22 protein-coding genes and 2 tRNA genes are annotated in these 20,817 nt (G+C 32.3%); 6 read left to right on the top strand and 18 right to left on the bottom strand.

The window, feature by feature from the left end; all coding sequences use genetic code 11:
* Position 1 precedes the first annotated feature (1 nt).
* The 4 genes from NSA01_RS00585 to NSA01_RS00570 form a co-directional block, all read right to left on the bottom strand.
* A complete protein-coding gene (locus NSA01_RS00585; RefSeq protein ID WP_257479591.1) occupies positions 2-1,141 on the bottom strand; it encodes an ATP phosphoribosyltransferase regulatory subunit in 1,140 nt (379 codons plus the stop codon).
* A 375-nt stretch (positions 1,142-1,516) separates the two neighbouring features.
* On the bottom strand, positions 1,517-2,419 hold the full coding sequence (locus tag NSA01_RS00580; RefSeq protein ID WP_257479590.1) for a hypothetical protein: 903 nt from the start codon (positions 2,417-2,419) through the stop codon (positions 1,517-1,519).
* 404 nt (positions 2,420-2,823) lie between these two features.
* On the bottom strand, positions 2,824-3,663 hold the full coding sequence (locus NSA01_RS00575) for a PIG-L family deacetylase (protein WP_257479589.1): 840 nt from the start codon (positions 3,661-3,663) through the stop codon (positions 2,824-2,826).
* Positions 3,664-3,681: 18 nt separating this feature from the next.
* A tRNA-Arg gene (locus NSA01_RS00570) sits at positions 3,682-3,756 on the bottom strand.
* Between the two features lie 380 nt (positions 3,757-4,136).
* On the opposite strand from NSA01_RS00570, the gene NSA01_RS00565 reads away from it, so the two are divergent.
* The 5 genes from NSA01_RS00565 (at position 4,137) to NSA01_RS00545 (ending at position 7,171) form a co-directional block, all read left to right on the top strand.
* On the top strand, positions 4,137-4,457 hold the full coding sequence (locus NSA01_RS00565; RefSeq protein WP_257479588.1) for a PTS sugar transporter subunit IIB: 321 nt from the start codon (positions 4,137-4,139) through the stop codon (positions 4,455-4,457).
* Between the two features lie 102 nt (positions 4,458-4,559).
* Positions 4,560-4,844: a PTS sugar transporter subunit IIB gene (locus tag NSA01_RS00560; RefSeq protein ID WP_007050247.1), complete on the top strand. Its 285-nt coding sequence runs from the start codon at positions 4,560-4,562 to the stop codon at positions 4,842-4,844.
* 385 nt (positions 4,845-5,229) lie between these two features.
* Entirely contained in the window at positions 5,230-5,982 is a 753-nt protein-coding gene (locus NSA01_RS00555) for an SDR family NAD(P)-dependent oxidoreductase (protein WP_257479587.1), read from the top strand.
* Positions 5,983-6,000: 18 nt separating this feature from the next.
* Complete coding sequence (locus NSA01_RS00550; RefSeq protein WP_257479586.1) at positions 6,001-6,819, top strand: SDR family NAD(P)-dependent oxidoreductase; 819 nt, start codon at positions 6,001-6,003, stop codon at positions 6,817-6,819.
* Positions 6,820-6,895: 76 nt separating this feature from the next.
* A complete protein-coding gene (locus NSA01_RS00545) occupies positions 6,896-7,171 on the top strand; it encodes a hypothetical protein (RefSeq protein WP_257479585.1) in 276 nt (91 codons plus the stop codon).
* Positions 7,172-7,237: 66 nt separating this feature from the next.
* Here the strand turns inward: NSA01_RS00545 and NSA01_RS10065 are convergent, their stop codons facing one another.
* The 13 genes from NSA01_RS10065 to rpe (NSA01_RS00480) form a co-directional block, all read right to left on the bottom strand.
* On the bottom strand, positions 7,238-8,428 hold the full coding sequence (locus NSA01_RS10065) for a coiled-coil domain-containing protein (protein ID WP_373887167.1): 1,191 nt from the start codon (positions 8,426-8,428) through the stop codon (positions 7,238-7,240).
* Between the two features lie 142 nt (positions 8,429-8,570).
* Positions 8,571-8,647 (bottom strand) — tRNA-Arg (locus NSA01_RS00535).
* Between the two features lie 180 nt (positions 8,648-8,827).
* Entirely contained in the window at positions 8,828-10,132 is a 1,305-nt protein-coding gene (locus NSA01_RS00530) for a PTS galactitol transporter subunit IIC (RefSeq protein ID WP_257479584.1), read from the bottom strand.
* A 334-nt stretch (positions 10,133-10,466) separates the two neighbouring features.
* Entirely contained in the window at positions 10,467-11,771 is a 1,305-nt protein-coding gene (locus tag NSA01_RS00525; RefSeq protein WP_257479583.1) for a PTS galactitol transporter subunit IIC, read from the bottom strand.
* Positions 11,772-11,861: 90 nt separating this feature from the next.
* Positions 11,862-12,146: a PTS sugar transporter subunit IIB gene (locus NSA01_RS00520; RefSeq protein WP_257479582.1), complete on the bottom strand. Its 285-nt coding sequence runs from the start codon at positions 12,144-12,146 to the stop codon at positions 11,862-11,864.
* A gap of 325 nt (positions 12,147-12,471) precedes the next feature.
* On the bottom strand, positions 12,472-12,891 hold the full coding sequence (locus NSA01_RS00515) for a hypothetical protein (protein WP_257479581.1): 420 nt from the start codon (positions 12,889-12,891) through the stop codon (positions 12,472-12,474).
* 1 nt (position 12,892) lies between these two features.
* A complete protein-coding gene (locus NSA01_RS00510; protein WP_257479580.1) occupies positions 12,893-13,654 on the bottom strand; it encodes an SDR family NAD(P)-dependent oxidoreductase in 762 nt (253 codons plus the stop codon).
* Between the two features lie 220 nt (positions 13,655-13,874).
* Entirely contained in the window at positions 13,875-14,927 is a 1,053-nt protein-coding gene (locus tag NSA01_RS00505; protein WP_257479579.1) for a zinc-dependent alcohol dehydrogenase, read from the bottom strand.
* A 19-nt stretch (positions 14,928-14,946) separates the two neighbouring features.
* Positions 14,947-15,621, bottom strand: coding sequence for a ribulose-phosphate 3-epimerase (gene rpe, locus NSA01_RS00500; RefSeq protein WP_257479578.1), 675 nt, complete (start codon positions 15,619-15,621; stop codon positions 14,947-14,949).
* Position 15,622: 1 nt separating this feature from the next.
* Positions 15,623-16,306, bottom strand: a complete 684-nt coding sequence (gene rpe, locus NSA01_RS00495) for a ribulose-phosphate 3-epimerase (RefSeq protein ID WP_257479577.1) — start codon at positions 16,304-16,306, stop codon at positions 15,623-15,625.
* A gap of 127 nt (positions 16,307-16,433) precedes the next feature.
* A complete protein-coding gene (locus NSA01_RS00490; protein ID WP_257479576.1) occupies positions 16,434-16,913 on the bottom strand; it encodes an RpiB/LacA/LacB family sugar-phosphate isomerase in 480 nt (159 codons plus the stop codon).
* Complete coding sequence (locus NSA01_RS00485) at positions 16,913-17,986, bottom strand: galactitol-1-phosphate 5-dehydrogenase (protein ID WP_257479575.1); 1,074 nt, start codon at positions 17,984-17,986, stop codon at positions 16,913-16,915. The genes NSA01_RS00490 and NSA01_RS00485 overlap by 1 nt, the downstream gene beginning before the upstream one ends.
* A 53-nt stretch (positions 17,987-18,039) precedes the next feature.
* Entirely contained in the window at positions 18,040-18,687 is a 648-nt protein-coding gene (rpe, locus tag NSA01_RS00480) for a ribulose-phosphate 3-epimerase (RefSeq protein WP_257479574.1), read from the bottom strand.
* A gap of 336 nt (positions 18,688-19,023) precedes the next feature.
* Here rpe (NSA01_RS00480) and NSA01_RS00475 point away from each other — a divergent pair, with 336 nt between their 5' ends.
* Positions 19,024-19,953 (top strand): TIGR01212 family radical SAM protein, encoded by a 930-nt coding sequence (locus NSA01_RS00475; RefSeq protein ID WP_257479573.1) that lies wholly within the window; start codon positions 19,024-19,026, stop codon positions 19,951-19,953.
* A gap of 74 nt (positions 19,954-20,027) precedes the next feature.
* On the opposite strand, the gene NSA01_RS00470 is transcribed toward NSA01_RS00475, so the two are convergent.
* The gene (locus NSA01_RS00470) at positions 20,028-20,639 is read right to left on the bottom strand and encodes a KpsF/GutQ family sugar-phosphate isomerase (protein WP_257479572.1); all 612 of its coding nucleotides are present in this window, start codon (positions 20,637-20,639) and stop codon (positions 20,028-20,030) included.
* Between the last annotated feature and the right edge of the window lie 178 nt (positions 20,640-20,817).

The following is a 20,817-nucleotide window of genomic DNA, read 5'->3' as shown; positions in this document are numbered from 1 at the left end:
TTCATTCTCCTATCAAATTTACGATTTCTTCTCTTTTTAAACTCTTATTATTTTTTCTGTCAACAACTTTGAAATTTTTACCTTCAATCAAAGAAACGTTATATCCCTTATCTCTTAACTCTGTTGACATGTCTATCCCTTTTTTGATATCTTCATTGGTACAGTAAATCAAATAATCGATACTAAAGAAATCATCATTATTATCTTCTAAAATCTGAGCAGTCAAATCAAGATTTTGACTGAACCCGCAGGCTCCGCTTCTTCCTGCGATTTTTCTTGCAAGCCTGTCATATCTTCCGCCGTTTATAATTTCTCCGCCTGCATCTATGGAATATACTTTAAACATGATCCCGCTGTAGTAATTCATTGCATTTGTAAATCCCAAATCAAGATAAACATATTTATCCAAATCATATAGTTTCAATATATTGTAAACACCCTCTATTTTATCAAGAGCATCGTTCATCTTATCATTTATTGCAATGGCTCTCGCTTTACTCATGACTTCTTCAAAATCACCGAAAAGCATGCAAATATCAATTAACTTATCTTTATATGTTTTATCAACATTTTTTTTGTCTAAATAACTTATTAGATCATCTCTGTTTTTTTGTTCAATAAATTTATGGACGATTTCTACCTCATCTTTTTTGATTTCATCGATTTCTTCAATCAACGAATATACAAAGTCTGCATGAGATAAATCAAGTCTTATATCTTTAATACCAAGTGAAAAGAGACTACTTAATGCAAGAGCTATGATATCGCTGTCTACTATATCACTTTCCTTTAAAAAACATTCAACTCCGGTTTGATTTATTTCATCTAAGGTATAATCTTTATTTATATTTCTAAATACTTTTGCTTCATAAAAATATTTTTCGTTTTCCTTGCTTTTAAGCGTAGAAACCGTCTTTAAAACATGGAATGTAGCATCGGCTCTTATTACCAAAATATTTCCGTTTCCGTCTATTAATTTCAATTCTTCATTTTGATGTGAAAAATTAAACTTCTTATATAGTTCATATGGCATAAACATAGGTATAGTTATCTGCTCATAACCATATTTTTTATAAAACATACTTAGCGTATCTTTTAAAAATGCGTATTTCTTTTGTGTGTTATCTTCTCTATGTAACATACTAAACCTCCCAGTCAAAGACTAATAAGTATAATTAATTTATTATACCATATTTACCCACACAGGAAAATAAGAATTGAAAAAATTCTGAAAATTAAATCTATTTTTTGATTTTTAATAATTATTCAAATACAAATTTAATATTACTGATTACAACGGCAAACTAAAAATTTTTATAAATAAAATATTATAATTATTCATTTTTATTTTAGCAAACAAAACTTTATTTTTCCTTAAAAATATTAATATTCACTTATTTTTATAAAGATTTTCACTTGATTCCCATTAAAATCATTATATATTTTAAATAATACTATATTTAAAAATAAAAAAAGGACTTTAAAAGTCCTTTTCATTTTAATTTATTATAATCTTTTATAAATTTTCATTTATATCATTATCATAATATGATTTAGGTTCGATTAAATTATCATTTACATCTTTATAATCATTATTATTGCTATTAAGAATTCTGTTAAATAAAATGGCAACCGCTAAAGAAAAATATAAAGACAAAACAATAATACATATTATCCATAATATTGTAACTAAGAGTACGAGTATTACACCAAAGCCACTCTCACTTCCTACACCTACAAAGAGTACAATAAAGAAAGGTATACATGCAATTATAATCAACAATAAAAACCATAGATTTAATAAAACATAATTTTTAATATTTTTAAATCCAATGGAAAAAGTATTACTGAAGAGATTTTTCTTCAATGCTTCATCTTCTTTTGCTACTATACCCATGGATAGAGCAGGGAAAATATCACAAACCAAAGATACTCCCGCTATTACCAGTATAAACAATAATATTTTAGGTAATATAGACAGAACAATATTTACCATCATATTATTGGAGATAAATGGATATGAATTATATATATTTACAAAATCACTTGTAAAGAAAATCATTCCTAAAAAAAAGGATATTGCCATTATTATAATAACAAGAAGAAGCTGCAGCAAATATACAAGCAAACATTCCTTTATACTAGGCAGAAAAGAAAACAAATCAGTTATACTAAAGTCCCTTTCTTCATCTATTTTAAACAAAATTTTATAAAGCCCTATACCAAGAGCTGTTGATACATATAAATTGATTAAATAAACCAATATCTGTACCAAAGGGGCTTCACTGAAAATATTAGTTCCTATATAAGATATAGCCATCGATACTAACGATACCAATAATACACATCCGAGAAGTCTCCAAAAATTCTTTTTAAGAAGTTCTGCAGCACGACTTTTTATTTCTTTTAAATTAATCATAATTTCCTCCAAATCTATTAAATCCTAAATCAAAAAATTTGTTTTAAATAGTTTTACATATTTTTACATTGAATTGCTCTTTAAAATTATAATATCAATAATATATATATTTAATCATATATTTTTATTATAGTTTTCTAAAAAATATTAAAATATATTAAAAACTCTATAATTCAATGATATTAAATATTTTTGTATTTATTTTTATTATAAAAAAGTAATATGCAAATCAGCATATTACCCTCTTTGTTTTCATAATTATTTTAAGAAAAATACCCAAATTGCCAATGCCACAACTAATAACCCTTCTACAATTACCATGGCTTTTTTTGCGTTCATATTATCCTCCATAAGCAAATCTTTATTTTTACTAATTATAACATAATTTTACTATTTAACAATATCTATATTGCATTCTTAAAGTCTTTTGCATTGATAAACTTTTCATACTTTATCATCTGTCCGTATTTAACGAATGCCCCAGGCTGAGAAGCATATAAATCCAAAAGATCCATTTTTTCATTTACTTCTGTTTGAGGAAGTTCTTTTAATTCGTCTTCTACTTTAAATAAATCGCCTTTTTTATAATATCTGGTAAAATAATATAAATTATTTTTATTTATATATTTTTTATATACATCTGTCGTTATGTTATTTGTGTAAATATGATGTATATGCCCATATTCACCTTCCGGATTGTGTGTCACTATTTCATCCCATTTTTTATATGTAAGAACCGTTTTTATATCTTCTGCGATATAAGATGTAAGTCCTGCTTTTTCCCAGTCGACTCTCCTAAATTTATAGGCATCCGGATATGAAAGTATAATTCCTTTATCATGAGTTTTCTTTAGTACATTATTTATCTCATCATATCTTACATTGCCTGTAGATTTTCCATTTGTTAAACACAGCACTAAGTAATTATCTTTTAATAAATGAACTCCTCCCCATAGAGTTTCATCATCGGGATGAGCTACTATCATTAGTTTATTTACATTTTTAAGATCCATTTTATCAAGGTCTTTTTTAGTAAGGAAAGGTTTTGTTATTTTCTCCATCCCCTTTTTACTGCTGCCTTTAAACATTCGCTTTTCATAATCAAGTCCTGCACTTACTGATTTTAAAGAATACCTTACAGTAGGATTTTCTTTAATGCTGTCGCAAAAATAAAAAGCAACGCAGATTATAAGAATATAAGACAGAATAATAGCACCTATCTTTTTTGCCATACTTTGTTTCATTTTTCCCTCTTCTTTCAATGGCGCGCCTGAGAGGAGTCGAACCCCCACTAAACGGTCCGAAGCCGCTTGCTCTATCCATTAAGCTACAGGCACACTATCACTTTAGTATTCTACCATTTATAAAGAACTCTATCAACTATACATTAGATTTTTAAGAAAAATTTAAGAAAAGATTTTTTTAATTTATTTATAAGATATATTAATGTAGATTAAAAAAACTTATAACAAAAAATACCATCAAAATAACAATAAAACTTTTAAAAAGATATTGAAAAAAAGCAAATATAATATTAAAATTCTAAGAGTAGGAACGTACATAAAATTAATTATATACAATATTATAATGATAAATTTTATTTGTGAGCAATTGTAACATAACGGAACTTTTTTTCAAAAAATCCTAATTTTATTGTTTCAAATAAAAGTATTTATGATATAATAGTTTTGTGCAAAAGTAGTATGAAAGGATAATTATGATTACTGTATTAGTTGTATGCGGAAGCGGTGTTGCAACATCGACTTTAGCATCTGAAAAATTAAAGTCGCTATGTAAAGATGAAAACATAGATATTGATACATATCAATGCAAAACTTCTGATGCAAAAGCCAGAAAAAAAATGATTGATCCTGATATTATAGTTACTACAACAAATATGAATGAAGAGTTTGATATACCCGTCATCAATGGAAAAGCGTTGATTACGGAGGTTGGCATTAAAGAATTTAAACTTGAATTTTTTGAAGCCGTAGTAAAATTATTAAGCTCTAAATCAGGTGCGGTACAAAACGGTTAAACCGTTTGTAATAAAAGTTGCTTTAAATAAATCTTTAAAAGTACATATTTTGGGCAGATTAGAATTATATTATTTATTTAATTAAACGGAGGATTTTATTATATGAAAACTATTTTAGTTGCATGTGGAACAGGTATTGCTACATCTACAGTAGCTGCAAAAAAATGTGAAGGAATTTGTAAAGAAGCTGGTATTCAAGTTAAAACAGTTCAATGTAAAGCTGCTGAAACTGCTTCAAAAGTTAAAGTTATCAAACCAGACGTAATCGTTGGTACTACTGATATCCCTGGAGACATCGGTGATACTCCACTTCTTAACGGTAGATGCCTACTTACAGGTGTTGGTCTAAAACAATTCAAAGAAGATTTAGTAAACGCTGTTAAATAATTTTTAATTTTATTTTTTAAGTATTTATTACGAGAATAAAAAGATTTATTTTAAAGAACGATAAACAATTCTATAAACCAAAAATAAAAAAAGTGCTTTATTAAAATGTTAAGACTGAGAGTGGATAAGAAATTATCCACTCTTTTTCTTTTAATCTTAGTTATGTTTTTTTATTTAAAACATTATAAATCTTAGAATATTATGATATAAAGGTTATTACCATTTAAAAAATTTTATAAAGGTAATTATGTTTATTGACATGTTAATATTAAGTATGATAGAATATATAAAAGTCATTACATATTATTGCTTTTATAATAGTATGTTACAAATGTAAAGATTTATATCAAATCTTAAATCTTTAATAGTCATAAAGGAGAGTAAAATGTTAACAGGAAAAGTTGCAATCATAACCGGTGCAGGAACCGGCATAGGAAAAGAAGTTGCAAAACTTTTTGGTAAAAATCACGCAAGCGTCGTACTTAATTACCGCTCAAGTGAGAAACAAGCCAATGAAGTTAAAGAAGAAATTGAAAAAATGGGTTCTAAAGCCATAACGGTCAAAGCTGACATATCAAATTATGATGATTGTAAAAATCTGGTTCAAACAACAGTAAAAGAATTTGGTCATGTAGATATACTTATTAATAATTCGGGAATGGGACTTACCAGAGACACAATCCTTGATATTACAAATGAAGAATATCATAGACTAATGACAATCAATGTCGACGGAACTTACTATATGACAACTTTAGTTCTGGAACAAATGGAAAAGCAAAAAACAGGAGGAAGCATCGTAAGTATTTCCTCATCTGCGGTTGCTCAGCCAAGCAGCGGGAACGGCGTATATGCGATGAGCAAGGCTGCAATTGAATTATTAATGCGTTCCGTTGCACAAAACCATGGTGAACACGGAATAAGATGTAATATAGTAGCTCCGGGTCCTACTGAAACCAATATGGTAAATGAATACTTCAGCGAAGAAAAAAGAAAAAGAGTAACAAAGGAAATCCCTCTAAGGAGATTCGGAGATCCAAAAGAAACCGCTCAGGCAGTTCTATTCTTTGCCAGTGATATGTCAAGTTATGTAACAGGTCAAAAAATCCACGTTGACGGTGGAAGAACAATAAGATAACTATATAAAGGAGAAAAAATGGAAGAGAAACTTTTAGGAAAAGTTGCCCTAATAACAGGAGCAGCAAGAGGAATAGGAAGAGAATACGCTTTAAGACTTGCTAAACTTGGAGCAGATGTAGTAATTACGGATTTAGACATAAAAGCGTCTAAATTTAAAGAAGAAGATGTTTTGGCACCTACAGTCAAAGAAGAAATCGAAGTGCTCGGAAGAAAGTCAATGGCATTTGAAGGCGATGCAACAGACGACGAGTTCGGTAAAATGGTTGTAGATGAAGTTATAAAAGAATTCGGACATGTAGATATTCTTATAAACAATGTAGGCGGAACCGGAGGAGCTGGTCCTGCACTTGCAACCGAAATGGATACTGACAAATTTGTACACGCACTACATATAAATCTTTTATCTGCTTTTATTTTCTGCAAATACGCAGGAAAGCAAATGAAAGCTCAAAAAAGCGGTAAAATAATAAATATTTCATCTGTAGGAGGCTCTGTTCCATTATTTATCACTCAGGCACATTACTCTGCGGGAAAAGCCGGAGTAGATGCTCTAACAAGAATGTTTGCACTTGAACTTGCACCTTACGGAGTAAATGTAAATGCAGTTGCACCGGGCTATATACACACTGTTAAATGGGATGCACATTTTGAAGAACAATTCAAAGAACTTACAGAAAAGGTTCCAATGGGCAGACTTGGAACTACGGAAGACTGTGCAAAAGTAATTGAATTTTTAGCAACTGATTTGTCGGATTACATGACAGGTCAGGTACTTTATATTGACGGAGGACTAAAAACTCTTAATCCGTCTTCATCCAAGGTCAACTTATATTAATTTTACATTAGAACACTTGAAATTAAATGAAATATAAATTATAATATTAAAGGATAAAAACGCAAGGAGAGTAAATATGAAGATTATTGTAGCAGCAAGTATGAAAGATGCTAAATTTGTTAAATTTGAAGAATTAATTCAAAAAAACTGTGGTAAGGATATTGAAGTTGTAAAATGTAATGTAATTACAGATAACATCGAAGAATTAATTGCAGCTGAAAATCCTACAGCAATCGTAAAAGTAGGCGTAAAAGTTCCTGATACAGATATTCCTGTAATAGACGGACTAGCTCTTAATTACCCACAAATGGGAGCGAAAAAGCTTTTTGATGCTATCAGCAAATTAAAATAATTAATTAAAAAACAAAAACTCTGCTATTAGCAGAGTTTTTTTATTTGTTTATATAATTAAATATTTTTAATAATTGGGAACACCATATCCCATTATATTCCAAGAACCTATGGAATATGACCTTCTCCTGCAGGAATCAGAGCTATTACCTTCTATTGTATTTACAACACCTCCGCTTACACTTTCAACGATACCTACGTGATTTCCTACACCATTTCCATCCCAGTCAAAGAAAATAATATCTCCTCCTCTTGGAGTATAATTTCGTCCTTGCCATCTTCCTCTGGATTTAAACCAATTGGCACCATTATCCACATATGAGAATTTAGGTATCGTACCGGATCTTAAATAACCGGCTTGATTAGCACACCATGAAACAAAGCAACCACACCATGCTACTCTATAGTTAAAACCATACCAGCTCCAAAACTTCTGTCCGCCGTAATTACCTATCTGAGCTCTTGCAACATTTAGGACAGCCTTTCTACCCCTTCCGTAAGTACCAGGATCGCCTTTAGAATAATTACCTTGCTTTTTCATGTTTTCTTCGTATAACTTATCGTTTAGCTCATCAGCTTCCTTCTGCAAGATTTCAAGCTGTTCTTTAACACCTCTCAAATCTTCATTTGTATCAGTTAACTGACGGTCCTTTGCAGCCTTCAATACACCCAAATCTTCTTTATTTGTTTTAAGTTTTGCAATTAAACCATCAAGTTCTTTTTTATTAGAAGAAATTTTTGCAGTTTCTGATGATATTTTATTTTCGGCTTTTTGAAGCTCACTGATTATATTTTGGTCATAAGTAACAAGGTCTTTATAATTGGATATATTATTTAATAAATCAGAAATACCTTCAGAAGAAAAAATGATATCCAAATACCCTGTATCCCCATACATATACATTACTTTCATTCTTTCATCAAAGACTTTTTTATATTTTTCTTTTTCTTTTTTTGCTTTTTCTAATTCATCTTTTGATTTTGCAAGAGTTTTTTCTACTTTTGTTCGCTTAGCTTCTTGATCCTCTATATCCTGATTTAATTTAGAAATCTTATTGTCAAAACTTTCGATTTCTTTCGAAAGCTTATCGGCTTCATTTGAAGTACTTTCTAAATCAGAATTTTTATTTTTAATTTCTTTTTGTGTTTCATTAAGTTTTTGCTGTGTAGACTTCTTAGCACTTACCGTTATAGGCGAATATAAAAAAGTCATTAAACAAATCATTGTTAAAACAATTGAAATAATTTTTTTCTTCATCTTTTCTCCAAAATATATATTACTACATATAGTTTCTATTTACTTATATTATACTACTATTGGTATTTTGTCAAATTATGACTTATTTTTTAATATCATTTAGAAAAATAAAAACACCCATAAAGGTGTTGATTTTACAAAATGGCGCGCCCTGGAAGATTCGAACCCCCGGCCTTTTGATCCGTAGTCAAACGCTCTATCCAGCTGAGCTAAGGGCGCATATTTAATACTTAAATAATATACCATAAACGATTATAAATTGCAATATTTTAATTATCCATAAGTGCACCTATATTATCTATAACAAAAATAAGCTCCCTTAAAAAGGGAGCTATTGTGATTAGATTTTAATAAAATTAACTATAAACTTTTAATGTAATACTGCTATAAAATAATCATTTATAGACAAACCATTTTAGCTAACATGAATGGGAACCATGTAATCCACTGTGCACCCATTGCCATACAAGTTAGCTGAGCAGCTCCTTCAGGAATTGTTAAGTTTGCTGAACTAGCCAAACCTGTCATAACTTCTGCAGCATATGTAGCAAAAGTCAAATATACTACACACATAATTATTACTTCAATCAATCCTCTAAATAAGTTACCTTTGTTAGGTAATACAGCACAGATTACGAAGAATGGAAGTGCTGCTAAGTCAGCTAATGGTAAAGCTGTATTCCATGGTAACAAAACAGCTTCAACTAAGATAATAGGAATAGCGAGTAGACCTAATGAAATAACAAATGGATGACCTGTAGCTACGGCAGCATCAAGACCTATGTACAATTCTCTTCCAGGGAACCTTTTTTCTAGGAATGCCTGTGTCATTTCGGAAATAGGCATTAAACCTTCCATAAGAAGAGCAACCATTCTAGGTATAAGAACGAGTACAGCAGCAATATTCATACCAACGATCAAAATTTGCTGTATTGCGGTACCTACATTTACTTCAGGAGCCGTGAATTGAGATAAAGCTGATAAGAATCCACCGATGATAAATCCCATCATTATAGGTTCTCCCAAGAGACCCAATTTTTCAACGATACCTTCACTTGTCCAATGAATGTCTTTTATACCCGGGATCATTCCTAAGAGTTTATCTAACGGATAAGTGATAATACAGTTACACATTGATTGGATATGAGGAAGAGAGATGCCTTCTAGACCGAATACTTCAACACAGTCAGCTTGTGTCCAATCGGCTACTATAAATATAATTGCCATCATCAATACCGCTTGCCCTATAGCAAATACCCATGCTAAAGCTGTTCCTTTACATACAAGTAGGATAGCTGATGCTGAGAATAATACGTGCCAGTAATTCCAGATATCAACGTCCATTGTTTTTGTCCATCCAAGAGCAATCATTATAATATTTGTAATTATAACAGCTAAAAATACAAATGGTACGGCTTCTGTTGACCATGCAATAGCAGAACCGGCAGGCCAGCCTACATCTATCGCAGTTAATTTAAATCCCAAATTATTAACCAGTGCTTGGGCAACCGGAGTTATTGTCGTTGACATAATGTTGATTACAGCATTTAGCCCAATAAACCCTACACCAAACGTCATACCTGCTCTTAAAGCCTCGCCAAATTTTGCGCCCATAACCAGCCCCAAAATTGTAAATATGATTGGCATCATAACCGAAGCACCCATATCGATTATATAACTAAATATATTTGTTACGACTTGCATTGTTTTTCTCCTTTAATATAAAATTCGATCACATTCAATACCGGTAAACTCATAATACCTAATGAAGCCGCTAAATTTGTGAAATACTCTAAATAGATATCTAATAACCTCCAATCTAATCACATTAAAAACTATTTACCGGCATTGATTTATTGTGTTAAAAATATTTTAACATATAACGTATTATCTTGCAAATGTTTTCATATCATATAAAAATCTTTAAGATATAAAAAAAGAACCCTTACGATTGTAAGGGTTCTTGGGTGTGATCAGATTTTAATAAAATTTACTTTAAGTTCTTAATGTTATAAATGTAATACTATAAAATTATATTTTATAGACAAACCATTTTAGCTAACATGAATGGGAACCATGTAATCCATTGAGCACCAAGAGCGATGCTTGTGATTTGAGCAGCACCTTCAGGAACTTGTAAGTTAGCAGCGCCTGCTAAGCTTGTCATAACTGTAGCTGCATATGTAGAGAATGTTAAGTAAATGATACACATAATAATTGTTTCAATTAAACCTCTAAATAAGTTACCTTTGTTAGGTAATACAGCACAGATTACGTAGAATGGAAGTGCAGCTAAGTCAGCTAATGGTAATACTGTATTCCAAGGAAGTACGATAGCTAATACTAAGATAATAGGAATAGCTAATAGACCTAATGAAATAACAAATGGATGACCTGTAGCTACGGCAGCATCAAGACCAATGTATAATTCTCTACCTGGGAATCTCTTTTCAAGGAATACTTGAGTTTGTTCAGAGATTGGCATTAAGCCTTCCATAAGTAATGAAATCATTCTTGGGATCAATACTAATACAGCAGCGATATTCATACCAACGATTAGAATTTGTTGGATTGCAGTTCCTACATTTACTTCTGGAGCTGTGAATTGAGATAAAGCTGATAAGAATCCACCGATGATGAATCCCATCATAATTGGTTCACCTAGTAAACCAAGTTTTTCAACGATACCTTCACTTGTCCAGTGAATGTCTTTTAGTCCAGGAATCATTCCGATAACTTTATCCAATGGATATGTTACGATACAGTTACACATTGATTGGATATGTGGAAGAGAGATACCTTCTAGACCGAATACTTCAACACAGTCAGCTTGTGTCCAGTCAGCGATAACGAAGATTATACCCATCATTACTACTGCTTGACCTATAGCGAATACCCATGCTAAAGCTGTTCCTTTACATACAAGTAGGATAGCTGATGCTGAGAATAATACGTGCCAGTAATTCCAGATATCAACGTCCATTGTTTTTGTCCATCCTAAAGCGATCATTATAATATTTGTAATGATTACTGCAAGGAATACGAAAGGTACGGCTTCTGTTGACCAAGCGATAGCAGAACCGGCAGCCCAACCTATATCAATAGATGTAAGTTTGAAACCAAGGTTATCAACTAGTGCTTGTGCAACTGGTGTGATTGTTGTTGACATAATACTGATAACAGCATTAAGACCAATGAAACCAACACCGAAAGTCATACCAGCTCTTAAAGCTTCACCGAATTTAGAACCCATAACTAGGCCTAAGATTGTGAAGATGATTGGCATCATAACTGATGCGCCCATGTCTATAATATAACTAAATACACTTGTTACAGCTTGCATTGTTTTTCTCCTTTAAAATTAAAATTGTTTGTTTTCTATGTTAAATATTTTTTTTGCTTACTTTTAAAATTCGTATAATACCTAATGAAGTTAATTTTTTAATACTTCTAATAATTCATCGATACATTCTTTAAGCTTTATACCTGTTAAAAATGCTCTTCCATTGAGTGTCTCGCAAGGGAAGTTGCCAGGTAAATCGCATGTACCAATTACCAAATCTGGTAATATTTCATTTGCTCTTGAAGCAGCGTCTGCAGCTTTACACTGAACAGTCTTTACTTCAATATTGTTTTGTTCGCAAAGTCTCTCAACTTTTTTAGCAACTACTGTAGATGTAGCGATAGCTGTTCCACAGGCTACTAAGATTGTTTTCATCTCTAATCACCCCCGGTTGAAGTTGTAAGCATGCAAAAAATATTCTAACCGTTTTTAAGTATGAAATTGTCAATTATCACAATGGATTATTAAAATCTCATTAATTTAAATTTCGTAACTGTTACATTTACACACAAATGAAACTTTGTTACTAATTAAGTATAATACTTTAACTAAAATTTGTCAACCTTTATATAGGCTTAAATTGCTTAATTAAAGCTATAGTAAATATATATTACGTCTATTGTAATTTATTACTAAAGTTAAAGTAAAGTTCTAATTAAATTTTAATAAATAAAAAAAGAAGCTTATAATTAAGCTTCTTTTAGATTATTTTAGTAACACTCAATAAGAATAACAGCATCAAAAGAGAGAAAACAGCAACACCAAACGCAAGTCTTGCCATAAAGGTAGCCTGAGAAACTTTCTTTTCCATTTCAGATATCCTTTTTTCTGTCAAGTCATAAATATCAAGAGTTTCGTTATTAGCTTTCTGAGCTTCTTCCTCTCGCATCAAATCAATAGGATTAATTCCTACATTTCCTCCTATCAAAGGAGCAAACGCTCTTTTTCTTAGACTTTTTTTATAACTTGCAAGTATTTTTCTTCTATCTTCCCCGCTTGTAGGGTCAAGATGGAATTCCTTTTCTTCTTCTACTGTCTCTATTGTGTCTTCACTGAGAAGATTATCTTCTTCAGTAACATCAACTTTCTCTTCAGTCAATGTTTTATTTTCTTCACTCATACTAAACGCTTAAACTCCTACCGCCGTCAGCAATAACAACTTCGCCGTGAATAAATGATGGTGTATTCAAGAAATAAACAATATCAGCAACTTCTGTAACATCCATAAATCTTCCTAATGGAACAGTCTTCTTTCTGTCTTCAAGTCCCTGAGGATCGTCTTTAAATCTTTCGGCCATAAGTGGTGTCATGATTAAAGTAGGAGCTACAGCATTGATTCTTAGTCCTGTATCGCCAAAGAATCTAGCTATACTTCTTGTCATAGAAACTACAGCACCTTTACTTGCTGCGTAAGCTACACTTCCGCCGCCGCCTGAGAATGCAGCTGTTGAAGCAACATTAACTACTGATGGAACTTGATCTTTATCTTTAGCTTTGAGTAATAAATCGATTAAAGAAATTATCATATTGTAAGGTCCGTTTACGTTGATATTCATAGTTCTTGCAAAAACAGCAGGATCTAAGCTGATTTCTTTTGGATCTCCGCCCGGTGCAATAGCAGCGTTGTTAACTAAAGTAGTTAAATAACCATATTCTTTTTCAACTAATTTAGCAACTTCTTTAACATTATCAAGATTAGCTATATCACATTTAACTGCATGAGCAACTGTTCCGTTTGCTTCTAATTCCTTTTTAGTTTCAAGCATACCAGCTTCATCAAAATCTACGATTATAATGTCATATCCTTCTTTAGCAAATTTTTCACAAATAGCTTTACCAATACCTTTGGCTCCGCCTGTAATAACTACATTTTTTTTAGCCATGTTTATTTCACTCTCCTAAATAACAAAATTTTATCTACCACGTATTATATAACATAATATTTAAGTTGTCAATTACTTATGTAATTTTTTTATTTTTACCATTACATATGTAACATGATATATTTGCTTAGGCTTTTCTCTATTATTTTCTTATATTTTTAAAAATAAGGTGGTTAAAAAAACCACCTTATCTTGAATAAAATATTTAGTTTAATATAAACTATTTCATTTCAGGATCAAATAGTACTTTAAATCCTGTTACGTTAGCAGCTTTATTGAAAGCTTCTTCCCAGTCTTCAAGTTTCATAACATCAGATACTAATGGTTTAATATTGATTTTGCCAGCAGCAACTAAATCAACAGCTCTTCTCCAAGCAGTTGGTTTTTGAGAAAGTGTACCTTGAATTCTGATTTCTTTTTCTTGAATTCTACCTAAATCTAAGTAATCAGGAGATGGACCATGGAATACACCCATTTGAGAGATTGTACCGGTTTTCTTTACAATATCAAGACATGTATTTAGTGATGGATATGCACCTGCAGCTTCAACACAAACATCAGCACCATAACCGTCTGTCAACTTCATAACCAATGCTTTCAAATCTTCTTCCTGTTGATTTACACAGTAATCAATACCTAATGTCTTAGCTACTTCCAGTCTATGTTTATCTTGATTGATACCTGTTAATATAACTGTAGAATTATTTGCTTTTGCAGCTAAAGCAGCAAGTGTACCAATTGGTCCAGGACCTGAAACAACAACAATTTCGTCAGCGTGAGTAGTAGTTGTTTCTCTAACAGCATGGATACCGCAAGCTAATACTTCGATCAACGCGCCTTCTTCAAAGCTCATGTTATCAGGCATTTTGATACAGCTTGTTGCAGGTACTTCTACGTATTCAGCAAAACATCCATTCTTTTTAGAACCGATACCAAGTCTTTCAATACATACATTTGTATTACCTACTGCACAGTTTTTACATTTACCGCAAACTTTATATGTAGTCATTACAACTACTCTGTCGCCAACTTTTACGCCTTCAGCATCCTCACCTAATTTATCTACTACACCACAGCCTTCATGTCCGATGATTACAGGTAGTTCACCCAATCTATCTGAACCAAATTTCCAATATGCTAAATCTGTGGCACAAATACCGCCTCTTTTTACTTTAACTCTAACATATCCTCTTTGAGGTTCCGGAATTGGGAATTCTCTAAGTTCAAGTTGTCTGTCTTCATTTAGGCATAAGCCTCTCATCATTTCACTCATTTAAGTTTACCTCTTTCATTTATTTTACAGAGTCTTTCATTTTTTGAATAAGCTCTTTATAATCAGCATCATCACCTTTAAAGATTGATGATGTTCCTGCCACTAATACATCTGCTCCGGCTTTTACACATCCCGGAATAGTTTCTGCATTGATATTACCGTCTACGGCTATCATTAACTTTGGATTTCTTTCATCAGCCATTTTTCTGATATTTTCTATCTTGCCTAGAGTTTGTTTAATAAACTTTTGACCGGCAAATCCCGGGGAAACAGTCATAGCTAAAACCATATCTATATCATCAATGAGATATTCCAAACAGTCTTCGTTGGTTGCAGGGTTTATAGCAACACCTGCTTTAACGCCCATTCTCTTTATATCTCTTAAAACTCTATGGATATGAATGGTACTTTCAGGATGAACATGAATACAATCATTTTCATCTAATATGCTTGCAATTTTTTCAATGTGTTTTTCGGGATTGAACATAGCCAAATGAACATCGAAAGGTATTGAAGTTCTTTTTTTCATCTGCTCAAGCATATAGATACCCATTGCAATATTTTCCACATAATGCCCGTCCATCATATCAAAATGGATTAAATCGGCTCCTGCTTTTTCAAGCTTATCTAACTCCCAGCCGAATTTCATAGGGTTCCCGCACATAATCGAAGCTGATACTTTTAAATCATTCATCTTATTTGTCCTCCCCTACTGCTTTATGTATAATATCTTTCATTTCTTTTGTTAAAGGTTTATATAGGTTCCTGTCACCTTTAAAAATCGCACTCGTTCCGCAAACATATACGTCTGCACCGGCTTTAGCACATCCGGGGATAGTCTCCGGTCCGATATTACCGTCAACCTCTATAAGTAAATCAGGATTATATTTTTCCTTCATCTCTTTTAAATCAGCAATTTTCTTATATTGATTTTGTATAAATTTTTCGCCTGAACCTCCGGGATTAACAGTCATCAAACATACTAAGTCAATTTCTTTGATTACTTCCTTTAAAACATTTAAATTAGTTGAAGGGTTTAAAACAACACCTGCTTTTGCACCCGCTTTTTTTATTCTTAAAATACTTCTATGCAAATGCTTTACCGCTTCTGCATGAATACATATATATTCTGCACCCGCATCAGCAATTCTTTCATAATACACATCAGGTTCTACGACCATTAAATGTACATCAAAAATCATATCGCTGTGTTTCTTCATACCTTCAAGCATATAAAGTCCCATACCGATATTATTTACAAATTCACCGTCCATTACGTCGAAGTGGATCATATCTACTCCGGCTTCTTTAAGTGCATCCAGTTCATCACCGTATTCCAGCGCATTACCGCACATTATTGAAGCTGCTATTTTGTCCATATAAGTAAATCCTTTCTTAAATTTTAACCATGTCTTATTATACAATTATTTAATATTTAGGTCAATACAAAAACGAAATCCCAAAGAAAAGACTGATTTCTGAAGGATTTCGATTTATTTTAATTATTTATTTAGTTCTGTATTTAGCTTCCATTTCAGCCATAACGCCAAGTCTTTCAGTAAATCTTGGTTCTTTTGAATATTCAGTTTCAATCCAAACTTTGGCAATTTCAGCCATTAATCTTGGAGCAATAACTCTTGCACCCATTGTAAGGATGTTTAATTTAGTATCGCTCTTAGCAAATTTAGCTGTAAATAATTCATTACAAACAGCAGCTCTTGCGCCCGGAACTTTATTGGCAGCTACAGACATACCAACGCCGTTACCGCACATTAAGATACCGCCTGTTTCGCCTTTTTCATCATTAACAACATCTAATGCAACGGCTTCTGCGATTTGAGAAAATTGTACTGGAGGCACTGGCTTGTCAGGGCCTTTGTCGATAACCTTGATTCCCCAAGATTCCAATTCTTTAATAAGTAATTTTCTTTCTTCTATTGCAGCATGATCGGAACCGATCGCAATTGTTTTAAATTGACCTTCCATTATTTTTCTACTCCTTCTGGGAAGAATAAGATCTTACCAAATAATGTTTTTCTTTCATAGTTTGCTTTAAATACTTCTTCGATATCGTCTAAAGGATATCTATGAGTGATTATTGGAGAGAAGTCTAACATACCTTTTTCAAGGAAAGCAACTACGCTTGTCCATGGTTTTCCAGGGAAACCTTGTTGGATAGCATTCCAAGCGCCATATATTGTAAGTTCGCTTCTTCCGATCTTTTCAAAGTATTCTCTTGGAATAGTGATATCACCGTAAGGGATACCTAAGTATAATACTTTTGCACCTTTACATCCAAGTCCCAATACTTGAGCTGATGTTACAGGTGTACCGCCTGATTCGATAACAACATCAACGCCTCTTCCGTTTGTTACTTCAAGTACGCCGTTTCTTGCTGAATCGTAATCATCTATCTTTGAAAGAACTACATCAGTTGCTCCGCAGGCTTTAGCCCATTCAAGTTTTTCTTCCATGATATCGATGGCAATTATTCTTTTAGCTCCGAATACTTTTGCAGACTGAATAGCTAGTAAACCGATAGGTCCGCATCCCATAACTGCTACATCATCTCCAGGTTGCATGTTAAGTTTATATAAACCATGGAAACATACACATGTTGGTTCAATTAAAGCAGCTTGTTCAAAACTAACATTCTTTGGTAGCGGAACTAAGTTTCTTTCAGGAAGTGCAATATACTCAGCAAAAGCACCGTCTCTTACAGCTCCGATAACTTCAAGAGTCATACATCTTGCATATTCGCCTTTTTTACAGTATTCACATTCAAAACAAGGAAGTGCAGGACATGCTGTTACATGATCGCCTGCTTTATAGCTTGTTACGCCTTCTCCGACTTCAGTAACTTCACCACTGAATTCATGTCCCCATACCAATGGACCTCTATCAGGGAATTTAGGTCCTAATTTAGTATATCTTGAAAGGTCGGATCCACAAATACCAACAGCTTTAACTTTAATTAATACTTCACCCGGTTTAACTTCAGGCATTGGAACTTCTTCAAGTCTTAAATCTTGTTTTCCATATAATCTTGCAGCTTTCATTTTATTTCTTTTCTCCTTTTATATTATAAATAAATACAACTTGATGCATCGATTTATGCATCTGCAGCTTTTCTTAAATCGTCTAAGTTTTTAGCAACATCTCCCGTAAAAGCAAAAGAACCTGCTACGATTACGTTAGCACCAGCGTCAACAAGTGACTTAACGTTATCGGAATTTACGCCTCCGTCAACTTGGATGTCAATATCTCTGTCGCCGATCATTTCTTTTATTTCTCTGACTTTTTCAATCATAGTTGGGTTGAAAGAACCGCCGCCGCCACCCGGGTTAACGGTCATAACAAGAACCATATCTATATCGTCAAGTACATATTTAAGTACATCTGGTGGAGTTGCTGGGTTTAAAACAACACCGCATTTAACGCCGAATGATTTAATAAGCATTAAACTTCTGTGTAAATGTGTAGTAGCTTCGGCATGTACAGTTATCATCTGTGCTCCCGCTTTAACAATTCTTTCGATGTATCTGTCAGGTTCCATAACCATCATATGTACATCAAAGAATAAGTCTGTATGAGGTCTTAGCATAGCAATTTGGTCAGGACCAAAAGCGATGTTAGGAACATAATTCCCATCCATTACGTCGATATGTAACATTTCTACATTGCAGTCTTCAACTGCCTTGATTTGTTCATTAAGTCTTCCAAAATCAGCTCCGAATATTGAAGGTGATAATTTTACCATTTTTCTTCTCTCCTTTTGTTCTATTTGTTTCTTCTCTTTATTATAAGCATTGCTGAAAATTTTTCAAGCACTTTTCATTATTTTCCAAAAGAAACTAAAAAAAATAAAACAAGCCTTTCGTTATAAAGAAAAAGCCTATATTTCATAACTATTTTAAGCTTCTTTTCATTATTTTTTTATAAAAAAAATTAAAAAAATATAATATATAACTAAAACTTATTTTTATTTTATAATTTTTTTTATAATAAACCGTTATCATTTTTATTAGTTAAAATATTGTAATTAAAAATTTGAAATGATATTATATTTCAAGATAAATCCAAGGAGGATTTTATTATGAAAAATTGGAACGGCAAACCTTATTATTCATTGGATTACATGCTAAAAGAACGATTTAACAAAAAAATATATAAAGTAGCCTTAAACGGCGGAATGACTTGTCCGAACAGAGACGGGACAATAGACACGAGAGGATGTATATTTTGCAGCCTCGGAGGCTCAGGAGATTTTGCGGGAAATAAAATAGACGATATAACGACACAAATTGAAAATCAAATCAAAATACTGGAAAACAAATGCAATGCTTCGGGATTTATTGCATATTTTCAGGCATACACTAATACATATGCCCCCGTAGATTATTTAAGAAAGATTTATTTTGAGGCAATTTCCAATCCAAATATCGTAGCAATTTCCATAGCAACAAGACCCGACTGTCTCGATAAAGACGTATTGGAACTGTTGGAAGAACTTAATAAAATGAAGCCCGTTTGGATAGAACTTGGACTTCAAACAATAAATGAAAAAACTGCAAAATATATAAGAAGAGGATATCCGCTTTTATGTTTTGAAAGTGCGGTAAAAGAGCTAAGAAAACGCGGTATCGAGGTAATAGTTCATACTATACTGGGACTGCCCGGTGAGACCAGAAGAGATATCCTTGAGACTATAGATTATTTAAATAATAAAGACATACAAGGAATAAAGCTTCAGCTCCTTCACGTTTTAAAAGGCACTGATTTGGCGAAAGATTATAAAATGAATAAATTTAAAGTATATACCATAGAAGAATATATCGACACCGTAATCGACTGCGTAGAACATTTATCAAACGATATTGTAATTCATAGAATTACCGGAGACGGTCCAAAAAAGATTTTGATTGCTCCTTTATGGAGCGGGAACAAAAAAGCAGTATTAAACTCTCTTCACCATGAATTTAAAGTCAGAAAGGCTTATCAAGGAAAGAAATACAAAGATAATTAATCTTCTAATAATCTTCTAATAATCTTAAAAAAGCTATTCACTTTAATGTGAATAGCTTTTTTAGTTAATTATACTTATTTTTCAAATTCGTTCTTTAACTTTTCTCCCCATGCACCGCCTTGATGATAGAAAAGCACTTGTTCCCTTGTAACACCTCTTATCTCTTCACTTACCATAGCAAGAGCATCACCCATTGCCAAAGTATTTGTCGTTGAAGTCGTAGCATTTACCCCTGTAGGACAAGCTTCTTTTTCAACACCTATGTATAATGCTACATCACAAAGTTTGGCAAGTGTAGAATCCGTATTGCCTGTTAAACATATAGCTTTTGCACCGATGGTCTTAGCCGAAGGAATGACCAAATCTTTTAAAATAGTAGTTTCTCCGCTGTTAGATATTGCAATGATCAAATCATTTGGCTGGATAGCACCGATATCTCCGTTTTCACAGTTATATGCACTTAGGAAAAATGCAGGCTTTCCCGTACAGCAAAGAGTAGCGGCGATCTTTCTGCTAATAAGCCCCGATTTACCTGTTCCCGTTAATATTATTTTACCCCTACACTCGGTTATCATATCCACAGCTTTAACGAAATTATCGTCTAAACTATCCATGAGTCTTCCAAGTTCATATCTTTCCATTTCAATAACTTTTTTACCTTTTTGTAAAATCTCGTTTTTTTCCATGATCATATATCCTTTGTTTAATTTATTTATACATTTATATTATATTCATGATTACACTTTTTTTCAATAACTTTCGTTTCGTTACAAAAAATAACTGGAAATAATTACCACTTGTATATTTATCCTTATTAGAATACGTTTAAATTATAAATACATCTTACTCTATCATACTAAATTT

Source organism: Anaerofustis stercorihominis, assembly GCF_024623185.1.
In the GTDB taxonomy this organism is placed as follows: Bacteria; Bacillota; Clostridia; order Eubacteriales; family Anaerofustaceae; genus Anaerofustis.
This window is presented reverse-complemented; position numbering and strand designations above follow the sequence as displayed.